The sequence below is a fragment of the Paenibacillus sp. FSL R5-0636 genome (assembly GCF_037974255.1).
GTDB lineage: Bacteria > Bacillota > Bacilli > Paenibacillales > Paenibacillaceae > Paenibacillus_AQ > Paenibacillus_AQ odorifer.
The window spans coordinates 5,724,656-5,745,395 of sequence record NZ_CP150232.1 but is presented as its reverse complement, the minus strand read 5'-3'; the positions used below and the strand labels follow the sequence as shown (position 1 = coordinate 5,745,395).

16 protein-coding genes are annotated in these 20,740 nt (G+C 47.2%); 13 read left to right on the top strand and 3 right to left on the bottom strand.

Annotation, left to right across the window (positions count from 1 at the left end; all coding sequences use genetic code 11):
* Window positions 1–20 precede the first annotated feature (20 nt).
* The 8 genes from nifD to MKX34_RS26145 all read left to right on the top strand — a co-directional run bounded on the left by nifD (window position 21) and on the right by MKX34_RS26145 (window position 8,629).
* Complete coding sequence (gene nifD, locus MKX34_RS26180) at window positions 21–1,484, top strand: nitrogenase molybdenum-iron protein alpha chain (protein ID WP_076179397.1); 1,464 nt, start codon at window positions 21–23, stop codon at window positions 1,482–1,484.
* Complete coding sequence (gene nifK, locus MKX34_RS26175; protein WP_076296892.1) at window positions 1,481–3,022, top strand: nitrogenase molybdenum-iron protein subunit beta; 1,542 nt, start codon at window positions 1,481–1,483, stop codon at window positions 3,020–3,022. The genes nifD and nifK overlap by 4 nt, the downstream gene beginning before the upstream one ends.
* A 77-nt stretch (window positions 3,023–3,099) precedes the next feature.
* A complete protein-coding gene (gene nifE / locus MKX34_RS26170) occupies window positions 3,100–4,464 on the top strand; it encodes a nitrogenase iron-molybdenum cofactor biosynthesis protein NifE (protein ID WP_036679585.1) in 1,365 nt (454 codons plus the stop codon).
* The gene (gene nifN, locus MKX34_RS26165; RefSeq protein WP_076296891.1) at window positions 4,454–5,791 is read left to right on the top strand and encodes a nitrogenase iron-molybdenum cofactor biosynthesis protein NifN; all 1,338 of its coding nucleotides are present in this window, start codon (window positions 4,454–4,456) and stop codon (window positions 5,789–5,791) included. The genes nifE and nifN overlap by 11 nt, the downstream gene beginning before the upstream one ends.
* Window positions 5,757–6,161, top strand: coding sequence for a NifB/NifX family molybdenum-iron cluster-binding protein (locus tag MKX34_RS26160; protein ID WP_036679578.1), 405 nt, complete (start codon window positions 5,757–5,759; stop codon window positions 6,159–6,161). Before nifN ends, MKX34_RS26160 begins: the two co-directional genes overlap by 35 nt.
* Window positions 6,145–6,711 (top strand): DUF269 domain-containing protein, encoded by a 567-nt coding sequence (locus MKX34_RS26155; RefSeq protein WP_076296890.1) that lies wholly within the window; start codon window positions 6,145–6,147, stop codon window positions 6,709–6,711. Before MKX34_RS26160 ends, MKX34_RS26155 begins: the two co-directional genes overlap by 17 nt.
* Window positions 6,712–6,749: 38 nt before the next feature.
* The gene (locus MKX34_RS26150; protein ID WP_076223453.1) at window positions 6,750–7,502 is read left to right on the top strand and encodes a HesA/MoeB/ThiF family protein; all 753 of its coding nucleotides are present in this window, start codon (window positions 6,750–6,752) and stop codon (window positions 7,500–7,502) included.
* Window positions 7,499–8,629, top strand: a complete 1,131-nt coding sequence (locus tag MKX34_RS26145; RefSeq protein ID WP_038573087.1) for a homocysteine methyltransferase — start codon at window positions 7,499–7,501, stop codon at window positions 8,627–8,629. Before MKX34_RS26150 ends, MKX34_RS26145 begins: the two co-directional genes overlap by 4 nt.
* 91 nt (window positions 8,630–8,720) lie before the next feature.
* On the opposite strand, the gene MKX34_RS26140 is transcribed toward MKX34_RS26145, so the two are convergent.
* From MKX34_RS26140 to MKX34_RS26130, 3 genes are all read right to left on the bottom strand, one after another.
* On the bottom strand, window positions 8,721–9,611 hold the full coding sequence (locus tag MKX34_RS26140; protein ID WP_038573086.1) for a carbohydrate ABC transporter permease: 891 nt from the start codon (window positions 9,609–9,611) through the stop codon (window positions 8,721–8,723).
* 27 nt (window positions 9,612–9,638) lie between these two features.
* Window positions 9,639–10,523 carry a sugar ABC transporter permease gene (locus MKX34_RS26135; RefSeq protein WP_036679565.1) on the bottom strand — a complete coding sequence of 295 codons (885 nt, stop codon included), beginning with the start codon at window positions 10,521–10,523 and terminating at the stop codon, window positions 9,639–9,641.
* 207 nt (window positions 10,524–10,730) lie between these two features.
* The gene (locus MKX34_RS26130) at window positions 10,731–12,107 is read right to left on the bottom strand and encodes an extracellular solute-binding protein (protein WP_036679562.1); all 1,377 of its coding nucleotides are present in this window, start codon (window positions 12,105–12,107) and stop codon (window positions 10,731–10,733) included.
* Between the two features lie 238 nt (window positions 12,108–12,345).
* Here MKX34_RS26130 and MKX34_RS26125 point away from each other — a divergent pair, with 238 nt between their 5' ends.
* The 5 genes from MKX34_RS26125 to MKX34_RS26105 all read left to right on the top strand — a co-directional run bounded on the left by MKX34_RS26125 (window position 12,346) and on the right by MKX34_RS26105 (window position 19,520).
* On the top strand, window positions 12,346–14,166 hold the full coding sequence (locus MKX34_RS26125; protein WP_076296889.1) for a sensor histidine kinase: 1,821 nt from the start codon (window positions 12,346–12,348) through the stop codon (window positions 14,164–14,166).
* Window positions 14,167–15,822, top strand: a complete 1,656-nt coding sequence (locus MKX34_RS26120; RefSeq protein ID WP_038573084.1) for a response regulator — start codon at window positions 14,167–14,169, stop codon at window positions 15,820–15,822. It abuts the gene before it with no gap.
* 71 nt (window positions 15,823–15,893) lie between these two features.
* On the top strand, window positions 15,894–17,585 hold the full coding sequence (locus MKX34_RS26115; protein ID WP_076272773.1) for an alpha-glucosidase: 1,692 nt from the start codon (window positions 15,894–15,896) through the stop codon (window positions 17,583–17,585).
* Between the two features lie 151 nt (window positions 17,586–17,736).
* Window positions 17,737–18,471 (top strand): class I SAM-dependent methyltransferase, encoded by a 735-nt coding sequence (locus MKX34_RS26110; RefSeq protein WP_076099469.1) that lies wholly within the window; start codon window positions 17,737–17,739, stop codon window positions 18,469–18,471.
* On the top strand, window positions 18,471–19,520 hold the full coding sequence (locus tag MKX34_RS26105; protein ID WP_339203759.1) for an MBL fold metallo-hydrolase: 1,050 nt from the start codon (window positions 18,471–18,473) through the stop codon (window positions 19,518–19,520). Before MKX34_RS26110 ends, MKX34_RS26105 begins: the two co-directional genes overlap by 1 nt.
* Window positions 19,521–20,740: the final 1,220 nt, after the last annotated feature.

Below are 20,740 nucleotides of genomic sequence, written 5' to 3'. Positions count from 1 at the left end.
AGGGATGAGGAGGATTCAGAATGGGGCTAAATATCGAAGATAACCAAAAGATGCTCGAAGAGATTCTTGAGGTTTACCCGGAAAAGGCACGGAAGGATCGTCAGAAGCATTTTGAAATCAATAATGAAGAGTTAATAAACTGTGGCAAATGCGCCATCAAATCGAATATGAAGTCCCGTCCGGGGGTTATGACCCAAAGAGGATGTGCTTATGCCGGTTCGAAGGGCGTGGTCTGGGGCCCGATCAAGGATATGGTGCATATCAGCCATGGTCCTGTAGGTTGTGGACAATATAGCTGGGGAACAAGACGGAATTATGCCAATGGAACACTGGGCATTGATAATTTTACGGCTATGCAGGTGACGAGTGATTTTCAGGAGACAGATATTGTATTTGGCGGTGACAAGAAGCTTGAAGTCATTTGCCGTGAAATTAAAGAAATGTTCCCACTGGCTAAAGGAATTTCGATCCAATCAGAGTGTCCTGTGGGGCTAATCGGAGACGATATTGAAGCGGTGTCCAAAAAAATGTCTATCGAGCTAGGTATCCCGATCATTCCCGTTCGTTGTGAAGGGTTCCGTGGGGTTAGCCAATCCTTGGGTCATCATATTGCTAACGATGCGATCCGTGATTTTCTGATGGGGAAGAAGGAGCTTGCGGAATGTGGTCCTTACGATATTAATATTATCGGAGATTATAACATCGGCGGGGACGCTTGGGCTTCACGCATTTTACTGGAGGAAATGGGGCTGCGTGTTATTGCGCAGTGGTCTGGGGATGGAACCATCAATGAATTGGCGATCGCGCATAAGGCGAAGCTCAATTTGATTCACTGTCATCGCTCCATGAACTATATGGTAACGACGATGGAGAAAGCATATGGGATTCCTTGGCTGGAATACAACTTTTTCGGGCCGACCAAAACAGCTGAAAGCCTTCGAGCCATCGCCGCAAGGTTTGATGAGTATATTCAGGAAAATTGCGAGAAAGTCATCGCTAAATACACGCCACAAATGGAGGCGATTATCTCTAAATTTAAACCCCGGCTGGAAGGTAAAAAGGTCATGCTGCTGGTAGGCGGATTACGTGCCCGCCATACACTGGGGGCTTATGAGGATCTGGGTATGGAGGTAGTGGGCACAGGTTATGAGTTCGCTCACAAGGATGATTACGAGAAAACATTCCCTGAACTGCCGGAAGGCACTATTATCTACGATGATCCAACCGCTTACGAGCTGGAAGAGCTTGCGCAAAGACTTGATATTGATCTGATGGGCTCGGGTGTGAAGGAGAAATATGTGTATCACAAGATGGGTATTCCTTTCCGGCAAATGCACTCTTGGGATTATAGTGGTCCTTACCATGGCTATGACGGGTTTAAGATTTTTGCTAAGGACATGGACATGACCATTAACAGCCCAGTGTGGAGCTTGATCAATTCAGGGAAAACAGGATCACTCCCTAAAAAGGAGGCGGGCGTATGAAGGACAAACTGGAGATCTCGGATTACAATACATTATTTCAAACTGAACCCTATGTGAAGCAACGTGAAGGGAAAAAAGCATTCGAGGCACCCTGCAGTGAGCAAGAGACAGCAGAAGCATTAGCCTACTCGAAGTCGTCTGAATATAAGGATAAGAATTTTGCTCGCACCTCACTGGTAGTTAATCCTCATAAAGCATGCCAGCCCCTAGGAGCCTTGATGGCTGCGCTGGGATTCGAAAAAACTCTGCCGTTTATACATGGCTCCCAAGGCTGCACTGCGTATTTTCGTAGTCATTTGAGCCGTCATTTCAAGGAGCCAACCCCCGCGGTTTCTTCCTCTATGACAGAAGATGGTGCGGTGTTCGGAGGGATGAACAATCTTATTGATGGTCTTGAAAATAGTGTGGCGCTCTATAAGCCAGAGATGATAGCTGTATCCACTACATGTATGGCTGAGGTTATAGGGGATGATCTGCAGGCTTTTATATCCAATGCCCGCCAGAAGGGTGCAATTTCGAACGAAATTCCAGTGCCCTACGCCAACACGCCAAGTTTTTCCGGATCACATATTACAGGTTACGATTCCATGTTAAAGTCCATCCTCAGTACCTTGTTCATCCGCTCTGGGATTGAAGCTACCCCTGGCAGTGGAGAGGGAACTGGAGAGAAGCTGAATGTCATTTTAGGGTTTGAGCCTTATACGGGGAATTTTGCGGAAATTCGAAAAATCCTTGCCGCGTTTGATACAGGCTACACCTTCCTTGGTGACCACAGCGGCAATTTTGATTCCCCGGCTACAGGAGAATATTCCTATTATTATGGGGGAACGAAGCTGGCAGATGTGCCGAAGGCAGCTAATGCGTTGGGAACTCTTTCTCTTCAGAAATATTCTGTCAAAAAAACGTTGGAATACATCAGCGGCACATGGAAACAACAGACCGTTGCGATGTCGACTCCGCTGGGCATTCATGCCACAGATCGGCTAATAGAGTCTATCAGTGAATTAACGGGATTGCCCATTCCGCCTGAGCTTGTGGAAGAACGTGGCCGGGTAGTGGATGCTTTGCTCGATAGCCACCCTTATCTGCATGGCAAACGAGTGGCTTTAGTTGGCGATCCGGATTTGCTGATCGGCCTGATTGAATTCTGTCTGGAAGTCGGTATAGAGCCTATTCATATTGTGTGCTCCAATGGGGAAAACGGATTTAAAGAAGAAGCGAAAGCTCTGCTTGCTGCCAGTCCCTACGGAGCAGAAACAACGGTTCATATCGGAAATGATTTGTGGCATATGCGCTCGCTGCTGATTGATGATCCTGTGGATCTGGCCATTGGAAGCTCTCATCTTAAATTTGCTGCCAAAGATGCCGACGTTCCTTTGATCCGTGTAGGCTTCCCTGTCTTTGATCGCCATCATCTGCATCGTTATCCGATTATCGGTTATCAAGGTGCCTTGAACTTGTTAACTACTATAGTAAATACAATCCTGCAGGGGTTGGATGAGGATTCATCTGGCTTCAACCACGATCTTGTTCGTTAGTCCAATATTTATCGTAGTGACACTGAATAATTGAGCATTTTAAGAGTAAGGAGTATTCAGTTACGGGAGGTGGTACGATGGAGTCCATCAGAAACGATGTATTCGACGCGCAAGCTTGCGGGAGCTTAACTCCGAAATCGAAGCCATGTCCACGCCCCAAGCCGGGCGAAGCGGCTGGGGGCTGCTCCTTCGACGGAGCCCAAATCACGCTGCTGCCGATCATGGATGCTGCGCATCTCGTCCATGGGCCGGCTGCTTGTGCCGGGAATAGCTGGGAAAGTAGAGGGGCTTTGTCAAGCGGGCCATCACTTTCACAATACGGATTTACTACAGATCTCAACGATAACGACATTATTTTTGGCGGAGAAAAGAAACTTAAAGATAGCATTGACTATATTGCCGGGCGCTTTATGCCTCCGGCAATATTTGTATATGCGACCTGTGTGACAGCATTGATTGGCGAGGATTTGGATGCGGTATGCAAGGAAGCGGCAGGCAGATTGGGGCTTCCTGTGATCCCCGTGAACAGCCCTGGATTCGTAGGCAGTAAGAATCTTGGAAATCGGCTGGCTGGTGAAGCGCTGCTACAATATGTCATTGGCACAGGTGAACCAGAGATTGAGATTCCTTTAGGTGTGAATTTGATTGGAGAGTACAATATCGCGGGTGAAATGTGGGATATCGAGAAATTAATGAAGAGTGTTGGAATTACGCTAATGTCCAGAATTACAGGGGATGCAAGATATAAGGAAATTACATGGGCACATCATGCAAAAGTGAATATGGTTGTGTGCAGCCGTGCATTGTTAGGTCTGGCAAAAGAAATGGAGGCAAGATACCACATTCCCTATTTCGAAGGCTCCTTCTATGGGGCCAAAGAGACAACTTATTCCTTACGTCAAATGGCTTATTTGCTGAATGACCGTGAGATGGAGCGGCGTGTGGATCGGTTGACGGAACGAGAGGAAAACAGACTGATTCAGGAGCTGCGGCCCTACCGCAAGCTGCTTAAAGGAAAGAAAGCAGTTCTCTATACGGGTGGAGTAAAAAGCTGGTCGATTATTTCCGCACTGAAGGAGTTAGGCGTTCAGGTGGTAGGTGTAGGCACGAACAAAAGCACGGAAGATGATGTACGGCGTATAGCGGATCGTGTTGGTGATGACACCGAATATATCCCGGAGGGCGGGGCAAGCCGAATTATCAAAACCGTCCGGGATCGTAAGGCAGATATTATGATTGCTGGCGGACGGAATATGTATGTGGCAATGAAAGAGCAGATTCCGTTTATCGATATTAATCAAGAAAGACACAAGGCCTATGCTGGTTACGAAGGTTTACTAAGGCTGGCAAAGGAGCTGACGTATTCTCTTGCTAATCCAATCTGGAAGCTGGCTGCCAGTGCCGCTCCCTGGGATAAGGGGGAACCTTCCTATGACCGTTAACAAAAGGAGTAAACCGACTTCGGTTAATCCAATGAAAATAGGCCAATCCCTTGGTTCCGTACTGGCATTTCAGGGTTGCTACAAGGCATTGCCTATTGTGCATGGTGCGCAAGGTTGTTCCGCATTTCCGAAGGCGCTGCTTACCCGGCATTTTCGTGAGCCTATAGCCGTACAGACCTCTGCTTTGCAGGAGATGGATGTAATCTTTGATGCGAATCGTAATTTAGAGGAAGCTCTAAATACCATACTCAGTAAACACCGACCAGACATTATAGGCATTATTGGGACTGAGCTGACGGATGTGGCAGGAGTGGATTATCAATCCATGCTCAAGACCTATAAAAGGGAGCGGAACATGCGGGGTGGGCTTGCTTTTTCCGTCACCTTACCAGACTTTCGTGGTTCATTGGAATCGGGGTTCAGCTCTACCGTGGAGGCGATGCTTGATGAGATGATCCAGCAGGTAGGCCATCGGGGTTCAAGGAGTGTAAATACACGTCAGATTACCCTCTTGCCGGGATCGTTTCTGACGCCGGGTGATGTGATGGAGCTGAAAGAAATGATATCCTCCTTCGGTTTTGAGGTAATCGCTGTACCTGATATTTCGACCTCTTTGTCTGGGCATCTGCTGACAGGATTTTCACCGCTGACAAGAGGTGGGGTGCCTCTGGATTCGATGCTGCAAAGCTTGCATTCGGGTCTAACCATTGCCATCGGCGGAAGTATGGAGCGTCCAGCTAGAAGACTGCATAATGCGCTGGGAACTCCCTACAAAGTATTCGAGAGTGCGATGGGGCTTAAAGCAACGGATGATATTTTGCAATTCCTGCATCAAATTAGCGGGGAGCCGGTACAGCTTCGTTATTGCTGGCAACGGGAGAATTTATTGGATAGCATGCTGGATGCTCATTTTCAATTTGCGGGGATGTCTGCACTTGTCGCGCTGGAGCCAGATCATTTGTATACCGTATCTTCTTGGCTCGAAGAGCTGGGGGTGGAGCAAAAGGCCCTGGTCACCTCCTATGAAACTCCTTTGGTGGTTGAGATGGAACGAGAGGTATGGGTCGGTGATCTGGATGATGTTGAGTTTTTGGGTAAAGGTGCAGATTTATGGATCGGTAACTCACATGGGATAAATGGAGCGGCGCGGTTAGATGCAGCATTTATGGCGGCTGGATTTCCCGTTTGGAATGAGCTTGGTGCTTATATGGCCACCTCTGTAGGGTATCGGGGAGCGATGGAGTGGACGAATAAAGCGGCGAATCTGTTAATGCGAAGGGAGGAGGAACATCGTGAAAGTAGCATTCGCTACAGAGGATGGAATTAGAGTGAATGCCCATTTTGGGCAGAGTCCGATGTTCGCAATTTATAAAGTTACCAAAGGTGGCGGGGAGCTTATAGGTCTTCGTAAACTGCCAACGATTCTCAATCAGGATGAAGCAGGCAAAATAGAGAGTCGTCTGGAGGTGGTAGAGGATTGCACGCTAATATTCATCATGCAGATTGGAGCCTCAGCAGCGGCAAGAGTCACACGTCGTAAAATTATGCCGGTAAAGGTTCCGCCAGGCAGTCCTATTGATGAGCAAGTGAAGCGGATTGTTGAAATGCTACAGGGCAAACCACCGATGTGGCTAGCCAAGGTATTACATGCTGAAAATGAAGCGGAAGGGGCGAGTGTAGATGGATCCCATAGCTAATGAGAGTTCTGCATTAATGGGCCGGGTTGCTCCGGAAGCGGCAGTATTAAAACGTCGTTGTCGAACCACGGAGAAAAAGCTGGATAAAGATATAGCAGAGATGCTCATACGCCGGTTGTGTCAATTGCTTGATACAGAAGACTTTTTTGGAAGGCATGATTCTCTTTCACCACAGAAGAAGATCGAACGATTGTTTCTCGCTTCCCCTGAAGACAAGAACAAATCTGATTTTAACTGCGCGGTTTCTCCAAAGGTCCGTTTGCAGGTTCCTCTCTTGTTTCAGGCGGTGGCGGGCGTGATCGAGGAGAAAAGTGGGGTTCTGGTTCAGAGCTCTTCTGAAATAAATGGGGAAGGATTTGGGCGTGCTCTTTTATATAGTGATCGGATTATTCTTGTGTTAAAAAGCTTGAGAGCAGGTTTTCCGTTTCCTTTTACCTCGGAGGATAAAGTAATTCGCTACGGCGTTGCTTGTGTAGAAGAAGGGCTGGCCTTTATGGATAAATTTAATGAAATGACAGCTCTCTATGGAACGGATGGTCTGGAGGGTTAGATTCCAATGATGCAGCTCAGCCACAGGGAGGGAGCAAAATGGAGCAGCTTGTAGGCGGCACCGAACTGGAACGATACGCACGCCAATTGAAGCTGCTTGGAGAAGGCGGGCAGAAAGCGCTAAAAGAAGCTACAGTGATGATTGCTGGAATTGGTGGGCTTGGAGGCACTGCCGCACTTTATTTAGCTGCTGCCGGAATCGGCAAGCTGATCTTGGCGCATGAAGGAAACATTGTGCCTCCAGATTTAAATCGACAGATTTTGATGGACAGTGATCATTTGGGTATGGAAAGGATGAGCACAGCAATTCAGCAGCTAAAACGTCTGAATCCAAATGTTGAAATTGAAGGATATAATTCGAAGATTGAATACAATATGGCAAAACCTTGGGTAGAGCAAGCTAATATAGTGATTGATGCACGGTATGATTTTCCGGAAAGATATACGTTGAACCGCCTATGTGTAGAAACCGGCACGCCAATGATAGAGGCGGCGATGTATGGATTTGAGATTTCACTAACAACGGTTATACCTGGTGAAACCCCTTGCTTAGAGTGTCTTTATCCGGATGTTAATCCAGAATGGGAACCGTTTGGCTTTCCAGTATTGGGAGCAACCTCCGGAATTGCGGGTTGTCTGGCTGCGTTGGAAGCCGTAAAATGGGTTACAAGGGTAGGGACGACTTATGCGGGCGTAATGCATCGCTTCAATTCACTCGACTTCGCCTGTTACAGCGTCCATATTACCCGTAATCCGAATTGCACTTGCTGCGGAGAGGAAGGTAAACCGTGAAAAGTCTCAGGCTATGTGACACGACACTTAGGGATGGTGAACAGGCGGCTGGAGTTTCATTCACGAGGGAAGAAAAGCTGGAAATCGCAAGGTTGCTGTCGGAATGCGGAGTGGAGCAAGCAGAGGTAGGAATTCCTGCCATGGGCAAGCAAGAGCAAGAAGATATTGCGGCTATCGCTGATTTAGGTCTTCCTATGAAGATGATGACCTGGAATCGGGCCTTGGAAAGTGATATCGACAAAGCATGGGCGACGGGTGTGAACTGGAGTCATGTATCGATCCCTGTCTCGGAAATTCAATTACAAGGTAAGCTAGGTTTAACACCTGCCAAAGGTCTGACAAGATTACTGCATGCGACGGAATATGGTCAACGGCTAGGAATGACTGTGTCGGTGGGGATGGAGGACTCTTCAAGGGCGAGTATGGAGTACTTGGTTGAACTGGTAAATACATTATATAAAGAAGGCATTCGTTGGTTCCGTTATGCAGATACGGTATCTGCTCATCATCCGGGTCAAATGGCAGAGCGGGTAAGCACATTACTTAGTGCTGTTCCTGCAGATGTAGAGCTTGAGGTACACTGCCACAATGATTTTGGTCTTGCGGCTGCAAACACACTTAGCGGTATTGCCGCGGGTGCGGTCTGGGCAAGCACTACGGTGGCAGGGATTGGTGAACGCACCGGGAATGCAGCATTGGAAGAAGTAGTGATGGCTTGGCGTTATCTTTATGGCGGGGAGAGCAGCGTGCGTCCAGAGTGTCTGAAGGGGGTGGCGGATAGGGTGATCGCAGCCTCGGGCCGAAGTGTCGGCGATGCCAAACCAATCGTCGGATCACTCGCCTTCACACATGAATCTGGGATACATGTTGACGGTTTGTTGAAAGAAACAGCCACCTACCAGACCTTTGATCCCACTGAGGTGGGGAGAGCACATCATTTTGTGTTAGGTAAACATTCCGGAAGTGGTGGAATCATGCATGTTCTGAACGCACATGGTTTAGAGGTTAGTGCGGGAACCGCGGGACGTTTGCTTGAACGGGTGAGAGACTATGCCGAAGTTAATAAAGTGAATGTGCCAGAGCTCCTCTTGGTTGAATGGCTGAGGGAGGATTGGCAACGACCGTAAGGGATATAATAAGAATGAATAAAGGCTGACAAGACGGGTACGAAACCTGTCTTGTCAGCTTTTTTATGTTGTTATGATTAAGTTTATTGTGTTACCCCTTAACCGCTCCAGCGGTAATTCCCTTGGTCATCTGTTCTGTAAAGAGCAGGTAGATCAGGATGGTTGGGATAGCGATGATCGTCATAACCGCGAACTGTGCACCATAGTTGGATGAATACTCACCAGTGAATTTCATAATGGAGAAGGGAATCGTCTTAAGATCTTCCGAGGTGAGGAAGGTGTTCGCCATAATGAATTCATTCCACGTGCTGATGAAGTTGAGCACACAGATGGTTGCCAGCGCCGGTTTGGTGATGGGCAGGATGATACGGAAGATTAACCCGTAAATGCCACTGCCATCAATAACGGCGGACTCTTCAATAGCCCGTGGGATGGTCTCCAGGAACCCGGTCATAATCAGCACACTCATGGGGATGACAATGGCTGAGTAAGGCAAAATCAATGTGTACATATTGTTCAGCATCCCAAGCTTGTTAAACAGAATGAAGTTTGGCAGCAATGTGGCGTGAATGGGAATGATCATGCCTAACATGATTAGAGAGAGGACGATGCCACTTAGCTTCCATTTCATCCGGGTAAACGCATATCCCATCATCAGGGACACCAGCGCAGAGAGCATAACAGTAATCACTGTAATGATAAGACTGTTGGCAAAATAACGTGGCACACGCCCGTAGGTAAAAGCGTTTCGATAGTTCTCCCACTGGGGTGGAGAGGGCCATTTCAGAAATGAGCTTCCAAAGAACTCACCGCTCTTGAGCAGGGAATAATCGATCAACCAAATAAGCGGAAATAACTGAATCAACGCCATGATACACAGGAACACCATCATTAGGATTTTGCCCGTTGTAGGCTTTCTGCGTTCTTGTTTGTGAAGGTTTAGCTTAGGGGGTGAAGCGGCAGGCGATAAGGAATTATTCATAGGATTTCCTCCGGTTACAGGGTTTCTTTAAAATTCTCCGATATCTTTCTTTAAAATCTTGTTGAGGATAACGGTTAGGATCAGGCAGAACACAATAAACAGAATCGAAATGGCATTACCATAACCGTATAGCGATGATGAGAAGGCAGTTTTGTACAGATAGTTCCCTAGGAACTGTGTGCTATTTGCAGGGCCACCGTTGGTCATTAAGAATACGGTTTCCATTTGCTTAAGGCAGGTGGTGACGGCAATGATGATGGCAACCCGCATCATCGGCGAAAGCAGCGGAATGATGATACGCGTGTAGAGGGTGAAGTTGTTGGCGCCGTCGATTCTTGCGGCTTCGCTTAAATCTTCCGGAATGCCTTGCAGACCTGAATAATACAGCAGCAGTGCATACCCAAAGCCTTGCCACATAACAACAATGATGATGCACCAGATGGCCGTCTTTGGATCACCGAGCCAATCATGCGTAAGTGCATCCAATCCAACTCCGCTTAGCAGCTTGTTGAGCAGTCCGTAGTTTGGATGGAAAATTCCGGTCCACAGCTTGGCTGTAACGACGACGGAAATTACAGCGGGGATAAAAAAGATCGTCCGGAATATTTTTTCGTATTTGCCGGAATTGGTTAGGAATATCCCCATGAGAATGGCAAAGGGATGTTGTAAAAATACAGTGGCGGCGGTCAGGAGCAGGGCATTGACTAGCGATCTCCAGAACACTTTGTCATGAAATAGAATTTCACGGTAGTTATCAAAGCCGATGAAATTGTATTTGCCGATTCCGCCCCAATCCGTAGAACCGTAATAAGCGCTCATGAAGATAGGGATGCAGATCATAAAAGCAAATAGGAACAGTCCAGGTGCGATGAGTAAGAATATCGCTTTTTTGTCGCTTAACACTCTGTGCATGGAAATCTCCGTCCTTTTAAAGAGTAATCTATCTATTACCATCGTAACGGGAAGCCAGGCACCGGAACATGCCGTAAATTTCAGATCGGTGTATACATTTTTTCGAAAACAAAACCCCGGCCTCTGGGGGAAGCCGGGGTTTGCGCACTGCCATCTATTAGGTTACTTCAGGAGCGCTAAGGTTCATGTTTTTTGTAGTTCTCTGGTTTATTTACCAGCGAATTTATCGGATGCAGCATCCAGTGCTTTGGCGAATTCCTCAGGGGTAATTGCATCAGAAAGCAGGCTTTGATGCGCCTCCATTACCTTTTGCTTGAACTCATCGTCACCCACATCCTGCAGTGGAGTACCGCTGGAAGAGGTCATGGAGCTGAATACTTCAATCAATTCTTTTTGCAGCTGGGTTTCGTTACCCGTTAGGAATTGATCGAATTGCTGCGCAGGTGTACCCGCGCCGGCTTGCCATAGCATTTTAGACCAATGCTCTGGAGCGAAGAAATATTTCAAAAAATCAACAGCGGCTTCAGCATGTTTGGAATTTTTGCTGACTGCATATCCGCCACCATACCAAGCGGCATCATCGGTTGCTTTACCTTTATCTGAAGCTGGGAAAGCGAAAGCACCTACGTTATTGCGGAATTCTTCAGAGAAGTTCTCGTCTGTTGCCAGACCCGACTCCCAAGCGCCCATAAAGAACATGGCAGCTTGCCCTTGTCCGAACAAGTTGCGTGCAGCACCGTAATCGGCAGTCAGCCAGCCATCGGCAAAACCTTTAGCATCGGCAAATTGCTGCATTTCAGTTGCGGCTGCAACGAGACTAGGATCTGTAAAGGATATTTTACGCGCAACAGCTTCATCCATTGTATTGAAATCGCCAGTCTGACGTTGGGCTACAAATTCATACCAGATAGGCAGTGTCCAAGCGTCCATACCATTCATAGCGATCGGGTTAATTTTCTTGGCACGAAGTGTTTTGACGGCGGCAAGCAAATCATCTGTGGTTTTTGGAACCTCGATGCCGTTGTCAGCGAATATTTTTTTGTTATAGTACATGACCATGTAGTCGGCACCACGCGGCAAGCCGTAAAGTTTACCATCTTTACTGAAGCCGTCCATGGATCCGGACACAAACTGATTACCTTCGAAGTCAGCGCTGTTCAGTTCAAGCAGCAGATCGTTATCCAGCAGGGGACTCAGGAAGGAGGGCTGACCCCAGGCTTGAATGATATCAGGCAGCTGATTGCTGGAGGCATACACTTTGATTTTTGATTTGTAAGGTTCATCTTGAAGCGCTTCCACTTCAATCTTGACGTTAGGGTTCTCTTTCATGTAAGCATCGATAATGTCTTGCTCTACCTTACCTGAACCATTTGCCCGATCCGCGAGCGCGGTGAAGAACTTCAGTGTGATTTTTTCGGCGGGTGTGTTTTCCCCTGCACTAGCTGTTGCTTCGGCAGTAGCTTCGGCCTTGTCATTTGTAGGTGCATTAGTAGCTTTCGCATTGTTATTCCCGCCACCGCAGCCTGCCAGCAGAGCTGGTAGCATTAGACTCATAAGTGCTAGCTTTATTCCTTTACCTTTCATCAAAAACCCACCTTTTTTATGAGATATATTTCCACGAGAACGGCTGTCATCAAACGAGGATGACGATGTCGTTTCTTCTTGCATCCCCATCTTAAGAGTTTATGACCGATAGAAACATGGTCCATATTTAAGAACTATGTAGGCATTTTTCAGTGATTGTAAAAAGCTGGTTCAGGGTTTAATGATTTCAGTTATACTTGGTTTACACATTTATTGATTATACATGAAGGTGGTTCTCATGAATCGAAACATCCGCTTATTAAGCCGTTATCGCCATCTTCCGCTCCAGTTTAAGCTGTTATTATGGTTTGTGCCGCTGCTTCTCGTGACTATATTCGCTATGGGGTGGAACTCCTATCAGATCTCTTCGCAGCAGGTGGTGGAGAAAATGAAACAGTCACAGGATCACCTGACCCGAAAAACAGCAGAGCAGATTGATGAGATGGTGAGGGGAATGATTTCTTTTTCCAATACACTCTTTCTGGATGAAAGTGTGCAGCGGCTCTTAGTGTCGTCAGAAGCACAAACAGAACGTAATTCCGTATTTAAAACGGTCACCAACCTGATGGTCGCTGGCAACTCGATTCAATCACTGATTCTATACTCTTTGGAAGACCAGAATAACGGGGCGGAGCCTTTTGCTGCGAACCAAGCCGGATTGACAACTGGCATGAAGTTCTCTAACTTTATCCAAACCTCGTACTACAAGGAAGCCGTTGAAGCCGCAGGTAGTCCAACCTTTGGATTGTCCAGACCCACGGATGGCATATTTGTTGGTGATCATTATCATAAGATTGTACTTTCCAGAATTATCAAGAATGTATATACTTTAAAACCGGCAGGGCTTGCGGTGATCGGGGTCGATGCTGGTAAGATTGGAAGCCAATATCTAGACAACTCTGAAGATGATGTAGATATGTTTGTGGTAGATCGAGACGGGCTCATCATTACGGCTTCTAACCGGAGCTGGATCGGCAAAAGAGATCTTGATCTTCCGTATTTTGCGGACAGCGATCCTAAGTTGAGCCTAAAGGAGAGACTGGAGTCTACAGCGGATCACAAACAGTGGATTGTCTCGCATCTGCAGTCAGAAACGACGGGTTGGTATGTAGTGGTGGTGCATTCCAAACGGCAGCTTGTCAAAGAGCTGGGACAGATTTCACAGGTCACGGTGACGATCGCTTTTCTGTGCTTAGCAGTTAGCTTAATGGTTACCTGGCTCGCCGCCGCTTCAATAACCAAACCGCTGAAAAAGCTTTCCCGCTCCATGCGCAGATTCCAGACAGGGGATTTCACGCAGCGCGTATTTTTTGAAGGAAATGATGAGATTGGTCTCTTGGGCCATGGTTATAATCTAATGGTGCAGCGGATCAAATCGCTCATCAATGATGTATATGCCTCCAAACTGAAGCAGCAGGAAGCAGAATTGAAAACGCTTCAGGCGCAGATCAGGCCGCACTTTTTATATAACACGCTGAATACGATTTGTTGGGAAGCTGAGAAGAAGGGCGACAAAGAAATAGCGGATATGGTCTATTCGCTTTCTCAAGTATTCCGGCTGAGCTTAAATGATGGGCGGGATACGTTTACATTGGAACAGGAAGTAGAGCTTGTGACGAATTATTTGTTCCTGCAAAAAAATCGGTTTCGAGAACGTTTTGAGTTCGAAATTGCCTTGGATGAGAGTATCAAGGATTTCACAGTTCCGAAGCTGCTGCTCCAGCCACTGGCGGAAAATGCAGTGATTCATGGGATCGAGCCACTGGCTGGAAGTGGGCTAATCTCGATTCGCGCCTTCCGCAAAGATAGAACTATTGTACTCGAAGTTCAAGATAACGGGGTGGGAATCACGCCGGAAAGACTTCAGGAGCTACATCAGCATTTAGCGAGAGGAAGCTCTATTTCGGAGGAAGAGGAGAATGCTGGACGTTCAGGGTTTGCACTCTCGAATGTACAGGAACGTTTAGCTTTGTTTTTTGCCGGAGCCTCATTGCAAGTAGAGAGTGTAGAAGGAGCAGGCACACGTATTATCATTCATATCACTGTGGAGGGTCCCTAAATGATGAAGCTGAAGCTGCTGATTGCTGAAGACGAAGACACCATCCGTGAGGGTATCGTCAATATGATTGACTGGAATTCGCATCAGATTGAGGTAATGGGCGAGGCGGGGAACGGAAGTGAAGCGCTGGCTCTGATGGAGTCTGAACAGCCGGATTTATTGTTAACGGATATCCGCATGCCGCAGATGAATGGTCTGGAGCTAATCGAAGCTGGACGGCGTCGCGGTTACGACTTTCGCTCGATTATTTTATCTGGATACAATGAGTTCTCTTATGCGAAACAAGCGATTGCGCTGGGGGTTGTCGATTATGTGCTGAAGCCGTGCCGGCCGGAAGAAATTCTGAAGACGGTACTCAAGGCTAAGGAGCTAATTGAAAGGCAGCGTTGCCAGGAGAATGAGCAGCTAAAAAGAGATCGTTCCTGGCATAAAAATGCACCGCTTGTCAAAAGCCAAGTGCTGTCCCAATGGATTCATCATCCTCCGGTTCCGCTGGAGCGGCGGCAGGAGCTGATCGGTGAGTTAGCTATGGCTATTAGCCACGAAGGTCCGCAGATTGGGCTGGTCAGCTTTGATTTTGATCCTCCCTCTGCTGGTGGGTCTGGGCAGGATTTTGTACTTTTGCGTTACGCGGCCCTAAATATTATTAGTGAAACCTTGTCTCCTATCTATAAAGGAAAAATCGAGACCTTTCATGATGGCAATCTCCTGCTCTGGATCGGCAGTGGTTTAGCTGGAACGGATTCCCGCAAGTCTTACCGAACCCCCATCTATTTAAAAGAGCAGATCGGGATGCTGCAAAGCAATCTGGAGAAATACCTCAAGCTGTCAATCAGTATTGCTGTAGGCTCCTGTCGTGCGGATATTTCGGAAGCTCACCTGTCTTATAAAGAAGCGCTTCAGGCCATGGAATCCCGCTTTCTGAACGGGAAAGGCGGCGTTTATTTTTATACAGAAGGCTCGGGAGTTATTGGGGGTGGCGCACAGGAGATCGGGATTTTAGATGATCCTGAATTAAATGTGCTGGAGGATGAGATGCTTGTGGCAGTCGGTGCAGGAAGTAATGAGCTTGCCCTCGATCTGCTGGAGCAATGGCTGGAACGTTTTCGCGGAAACCCCGGATGCCTCAAGCAGGAGGTGAATATTCGGGCAACAGCTTTTGTCGTTCGCCTTAAGAGGCTTGCGCAGGAAAAACAAGTAGCTGGATTCGAATGGAAGCAGCATTTGGTCAATTGGATGGAGCAGGCACCACAGATCGAGACGCTGGAAGAATTGTCTACGATCCTGAATAAGATCATGCAGAATGTGGTGGAGGCTTTTTCTAAACATCGCCCTCTGCATCGAACAGTAGTTACAGCGCTCGAGATCATCCGTAACAAATATAATACCAATCTGTCTCTGGAATATGTTGCGAAGGAAGCTTATGTATCTAATACTTATTTAAGTTCACTGTTCCGCCAGGAGCTGGGTGTGAATTTTCTCGATTATTTGCATCAATACCGGGTAGAAGAGGCAAAAAAGCTGCTCCGCCAAAACTTAAAAATGTACGCTGTTGCAAAGTTAGTAGGCTACGGGGAAGAACGCCACTTCAGTGCTACTTTTAAGAAATGGACCGGACTTACGCCCTCACAATATCAAAAGGGACTAGGGAAGTAGGAGCAAATTGTTATCTACTAGGCTTTGTGTGGTTAAACTCTACATATAGCTAAATAGGAGGTAACCGAGAAATGAACCCGAAATGGTGGAAAGAAAGTGTCGTGTACCAAATTTATCCGATTAGCTTCATGGATAGTAACGGAGATGGGATTGGAGACTTGCAAGGAATCATATCCAGACTGGATTATTTGCAGGATTTAGGTGTAGACGTGATTTGGGTCTGCCCTATTTATAAATCGCCAAACCATGATAACGGTTATGATATCAGTGATTACTGTGACATTATGAAGGAATTTGGCACGATGGATGATTTTGACCATTTGCTGAGGGAGATGCACTCACGTGGGATGAAGCTGATGATGGATTTGGTTCTGAACCATACGTCACATGAGCACCCATGGTTTGTTGAATCCAGATCGTCGAAGGATAATCCGAAACGGGACTACTATATTTGGCGAAAAGGAAAAAATGGAGGTCCCCCGAATAACTGGGAGTCTTATTTCAGTGGTTCGGTGTGGGAGCTTGATCCGCGGACCGATGAATATTACCTTCACCTCTATTCCAAATATCAGCCTGATCTGAACTGGGAGAATCCGGTGGTCATTGATAAGCTGCATGAGATGGTGGAATGGTGGCTGAAGAAGGGTGTGGACGGATTTCGCTTTGATGCCATTGCACATATCGTGAAGACGAAAGGTTACCCGGATGCGGATAATCCAGGTGGAACACCTACCGTACGGGCTTATGGAATGTTCTCCAATCTGGCAGATGTGCATACCCTGCTACAGAATTTATATGATAAAGTGCTGTATTTCTACGATATTATGACGGTAGGAGAGACCTCAGGACTTGGACCGGAGCAGGCGCTAGATTATGTAGGTGATGGTCGCCGGGAGCTGAATATGACTTTTCAGTTTGAGCATATGTTTCTGGATGCCGCTTCGGCAGGTAGTGGAAAATGGGATGTCGTCCCATGGAGTCTACTGGAGCTGAAAAAGATTATGAGTAATTGGCAGACGGTTCTGCATGACAAAGGCTGGAATGCGAATTATCTCTGCAACCATGACCAGCCGCGTGCGGTTTCCCGGTTCGGAAACGACCTTTTTTACCGGATTCCTTCGGCCAAAATGCTGGCGACCTTCATTCACATGCTGGAAGGCACACCTTATATTTATCAAGGCGAAGAAATTGGAATGACGAATGTCTGTTTCGAATCCATTGATGATTACCGGGATGTAGAGACGCTTAATTATTATGAAGAAAAGCGAAAAAACGGCGTTCCAGAAGAGCAGATTATGTCTGCCATTCATCATAAAAGCCGGGATAATGCCCGCACCCCGATGCAGTGGGACGATGGTCACGCAGGTGGTTTTACGACGGGGACACCTTGGATTGAAGTGAATTCCAACTATATGGAAATCAACGCTGGCAACGCGATTAAAGATCCCGATTCCATCTACAACTACTATAAACAGCTGATTGCCCTGAGAAAAAAACATAAAGTCATCGTTTATGGAGCCTACGAGCTGTTGCTTGCAGAGCATACAGAGATATATGCGTATACCCGGACATTGGAAGATCAGCGGCTGCTGGTTATTCTGAATTTTTATGATGGAGAGCCTGTATTCGAATGGCCAGCAGAGTTCCAACCAGAAAATATAGAGCTGTTAATTTCTAATTATTCCGTGGAAAAAGATGAGCAGATCCAACCGCTTAAACTTCGACCTTATGAAGCACGAGTATATTTGCAGCAGCTTGTGTAAAGGAAGCTGTAGGAATGAGTTGTCATGAAGGGGCTGAACGCTCACTGTGACAACTCTTCTTTGAGTTTGTGAGTAAAAGACTGTACAATGGCGATACATTAACATACATAGAGTGGAGTTACAGGAAGACGCCTGTGGGAGGAGAGACAACATGACTGAATGGTATGAAAAGAGCTTCGGAGAGGATTATCTGGTCGTATACAAACATCGAGACTTTGGTGGAGCTCGTAAAGAAGTTGAACGAATGATCTCGTGGCTGGGACTACCGCCAGGCTCCAAAGTGCTGGATTTATGTTGTGGGATGGGACGTCATTCACTGGCGCTTGCGGAAGCAGGGTACGAGGTAACTGGAGTGGACTTATCAGAGGTATTGCTGCGTGAGGCAAGATCTCAAACAGGAGCGGAGCAGGTAACTTGGCTGCGTTCTGACATGCGTGACCTACCGTTAACTGGAGGTTTCGATGCTGTGGTTAATCTATTCACTTCCTTTGGTTATTTTGAAGAGGATGAGGAGCAGGTAAAGGTTTTGCGTGAAATCTATCGGATGTTGAAGCCGGGTGGCAAGTTTGTTATTGATTATCTGAATCCTGCGTATGTGATTCGTCATCTGGTGCCGCATTCTACCCGCGAGGATGGAAAAAATCTGATTGATGAGTCGCGGCGGATCGAAGATGGGTACGTGAAGAAGGACATCATTTTAACCTCTAAAAATGATTCTACACCTCGCCAATATCATGAACGTGTGAAGCTGTATTCCTTGGAGAAATTCAGCGGGATGATCGAGGAAGCGGGTTTACAGCTCGAAGCTGTGCATGGCAGCTATGAAGATGAGGTTTATAATGCAGAAAGCTCCACGCGGATGATTTTTAGTGGAATTCGATCGTAATGGTATCAGGAAAAAGATTCAAAGGCGGTGATCGCACCATGTCTAAGGCGGATATCACTTCATGGGACGAGAACATTCTTCAGGTCTCGGTGCCCATGGACTCGCCGCTTCGTCAAGTGAACAGCTATATTCTGCCCGATGAGGATGGCAGAATTACTATTATTGATCCCGGTCCGCGTAGCCCGGAGACAGAAAAATGCTGGCAGGCGATCCTGCAGGAGCTGGGATTGTCGTGGAAGGACGTGCGGGATATCGTCGTAACACATCATCATCCCGATCATTATGGATTGGCGGGATGGTTGCAGTTACAGACCGGATGTAAGGTATGGATGACTGAACGTGCTCATGCCGAAGCGATGTTGATGTGGGGCAGTGACACGGATATCAATGAAGTTTTGCCGTTATATTTCATCGGACACGGAATGTCGGAAGAATGGTCGAGTGGAATAAAAACGCATTTGGAGAGCTTTGACGCTCAAGTGGAGCCGCAGCCGGTTGTAACTTATCTGAATGAGGTAGAGCCTTTCGGGATGGGGGGCCGTGAATGGCAATTGATTGTAACTGGCGGACATGCACCGGGACATGTGAGCTTTTATCATGCGGACAGCGGGCAAATGATCTGCGGCGATGCTGTGCTGCCGCAGATTTCGCCCAATGTCAGCCTGCTTCCAGGCAGCGATCCACAGCCGCTGCAGACGTTTCTTCAGGGGCTGCGGGAGCTGGGCAGCTATCCGGTCAGCATGGCGTTCCCGGGCCATCGGGAACCGTTCACGGGTTTTGCGCACCGGGTCAGCAGCCTGCTCGCTCATCATGAGGAGCGGCTGGATACCACGGCAGCCTTGCTCGCAAACGGCCCGCTGAGCGGCTTCGCAGTCTGCGAAATTCTGTTTCGCAGCCGGGTAACCACCGTTCACCAGATGCGCTTTGCGATGAGTGAGACACTGGCGCATTTAGCGGAGCTGATGCGCCGGGAGCGGGCTGTGATGATAGAGGCGGACGGTGCTATATTGTTTGCAGCATCTCAAAGTGCTGGAGACCATGTTAGTTAGAGTTTCTAGCGGGCTCGAAGAGTGATGAGTGATGAGTGATGAATGATGATTGATGAAATGAATTGAGATGTGAAGGTAATGATCGAGTAGAGGTACAGAGCAGTCCTGTGTTATTGGGACTGCTCTTTTTTTGGGTTTTGGTTTTAGTGACTAAGGAGAGAGTATAATTCGGTGCTATTTATATGAATATTGAGCTCCTCAGTCCGATCGCATACCAAACTAACCTTTGATTACATACTCATGCGTTAGGCTGATCATTTGGACTAACATTTGATTACTTTGCTTACGCGTTACACAGGTCATTCGGACTCAGATGCAGCTATTCGTGAGTTTTGGGGCTTTTGAGGTTAGTATCGGACCGGAGAGGCGTTATTGCTAGTGCAGAGGGTAGTTATTGGTCATTTTTGAGTGAATAGCGACTCTGGAGTCCGAAAGTGACTAAATCAAGGGTGTTTTATGGAAATAGGGTCACCTGAGTCCGATCGCATTACCAAACTAACATTTGATTACTTAACTCATGCGTCAGGCTGAACATTCGGACTAACATTTGATTACTTTACTTATGCGTCACACAGATCATTCGGACATAGATGCAGCTATTCGTGGATTTTGGGACTTTTGAGGTTAGTATCGGACCGGGGAGGCGTTATTGCTAGTGCAGAGGGGAGTTATTGGTCATTTTTGAGTGAATAGCGACTCTGGAGTCCGAAAGTGACTAAATCAAGGGTGTTTTATGGAAATAGTGTCACCTGAGTCCGAACGCATTACCAAACTAACATTTGATTACTTTACTCATGCGTCACACAGATCATTCGGACTCAGATGCCGCTATTCGTGGGTTTTGGGGCTTTTGAGGTTAGTATCGGACCGGAGAGGCGTTATTGCTAGTGCAGAGGGTAGTTATTGGTCATTTTTGAGTGAATAGCGACTCTGGAGTCCGAAAGTGTCCAAATCAAAGGGGATATGTGAGTATAGTGTCACCTGAGTCCGAACGCATTACCAAACTAACATTTGATTACTTAACTCATGCGTCAGGCTGAACATTCGGACTAACATTTGATTACTTTACTCATGCGTCACACAGATCATTCGGACTCAGATGCCGCTATTCGTGGGTTTTGGGACTTTTGAGGTTAGTATCGGACCGGAGAGGCGTTATTGCTAGTGCAGAGGGTAGTTATTGGTCATTTTTGAGTGAATAGCGACTCTGGAGTCCGAAA

Excerpts from the sequence above, each read along its gene's own strand:
- MKX34_RS26125 (WP_076296889.1), top strand. The coding sequence starts at position 12,346 with ATGAATCGAAACATCCGCTTATTAAGCCGTTATCGCCATCTTCCGCTC.
- MKX34_RS26135 (WP_036679565.1), bottom strand. The coding sequence starts at position 10,523 with ATGCACAGAGTGTTAAGCGACAAAAAAGCGATATTCTTACTCATCGCA.
- MKX34_RS26140 (WP_038573086.1), bottom strand. The coding sequence starts at position 9,611 with ATGAATAATTCCTTATCGCCTGCCGCTTCACCCCCTAAGCTAAACCTT.
- MKX34_RS26115 (WP_076272773.1), top strand. The coding sequence starts at position 15,894 with ATGAACCCGAAATGGTGGAAAGAAAGTGTCGTGTACCAAATTTATCCG.
- nifN (WP_076296891.1), top strand. The coding sequence starts at position 4,454 with ATGACCGTTAACAAAAGGAGTAAACCGACTTCGGTTAATCCAATGAAA.
- nifD (WP_076179397.1), top strand. The coding sequence starts at position 21 with ATGGGGCTAAATATCGAAGATAACCAAAAGATGCTCGAAGAGATTCTT.
- nifE (WP_036679585.1), top strand. The coding sequence starts at position 3,100 with ATGGAGTCCATCAGAAACGATGTATTCGACGCGCAAGCTTGCGGGAGC.
- MKX34_RS26110 (WP_076099469.1), top strand. The coding sequence starts at position 17,737 with ATGACTGAATGGTATGAAAAGAGCTTCGGAGAGGATTATCTGGTCGTA.
- MKX34_RS26130 (WP_036679562.1), bottom strand. The coding sequence starts at position 12,107 with ATGAAAGGTAAAGGAATAAAGCTAGCACTTATGAGTCTAATGCTACCA.
- nifK (WP_076296892.1), top strand. The coding sequence starts at position 1,481 with ATGAAGGACAAACTGGAGATCTCGGATTACAATACATTATTTCAAACT.
- MKX34_RS26120 (WP_038573084.1), top strand. The coding sequence starts at position 14,167 with ATGATGAAGCTGAAGCTGCTGATTGCTGAAGACGAAGACACCATCCGT.
- MKX34_RS26105 (WP_339203759.1), top strand. The coding sequence starts at position 18,471 with ATGGTATCAGGAAAAAGATTCAAAGGCGGTGATCGCACCATGTCTAAG.
- MKX34_RS26150 (WP_076223453.1), top strand. The coding sequence starts at position 6,750 with ATGGAGCAGCTTGTAGGCGGCACCGAACTGGAACGATACGCACGCCAA.
- MKX34_RS26155 (WP_076296890.1), top strand. The coding sequence starts at position 6,145 with ATGGATCCCATAGCTAATGAGAGTTCTGCATTAATGGGCCGGGTTGCT.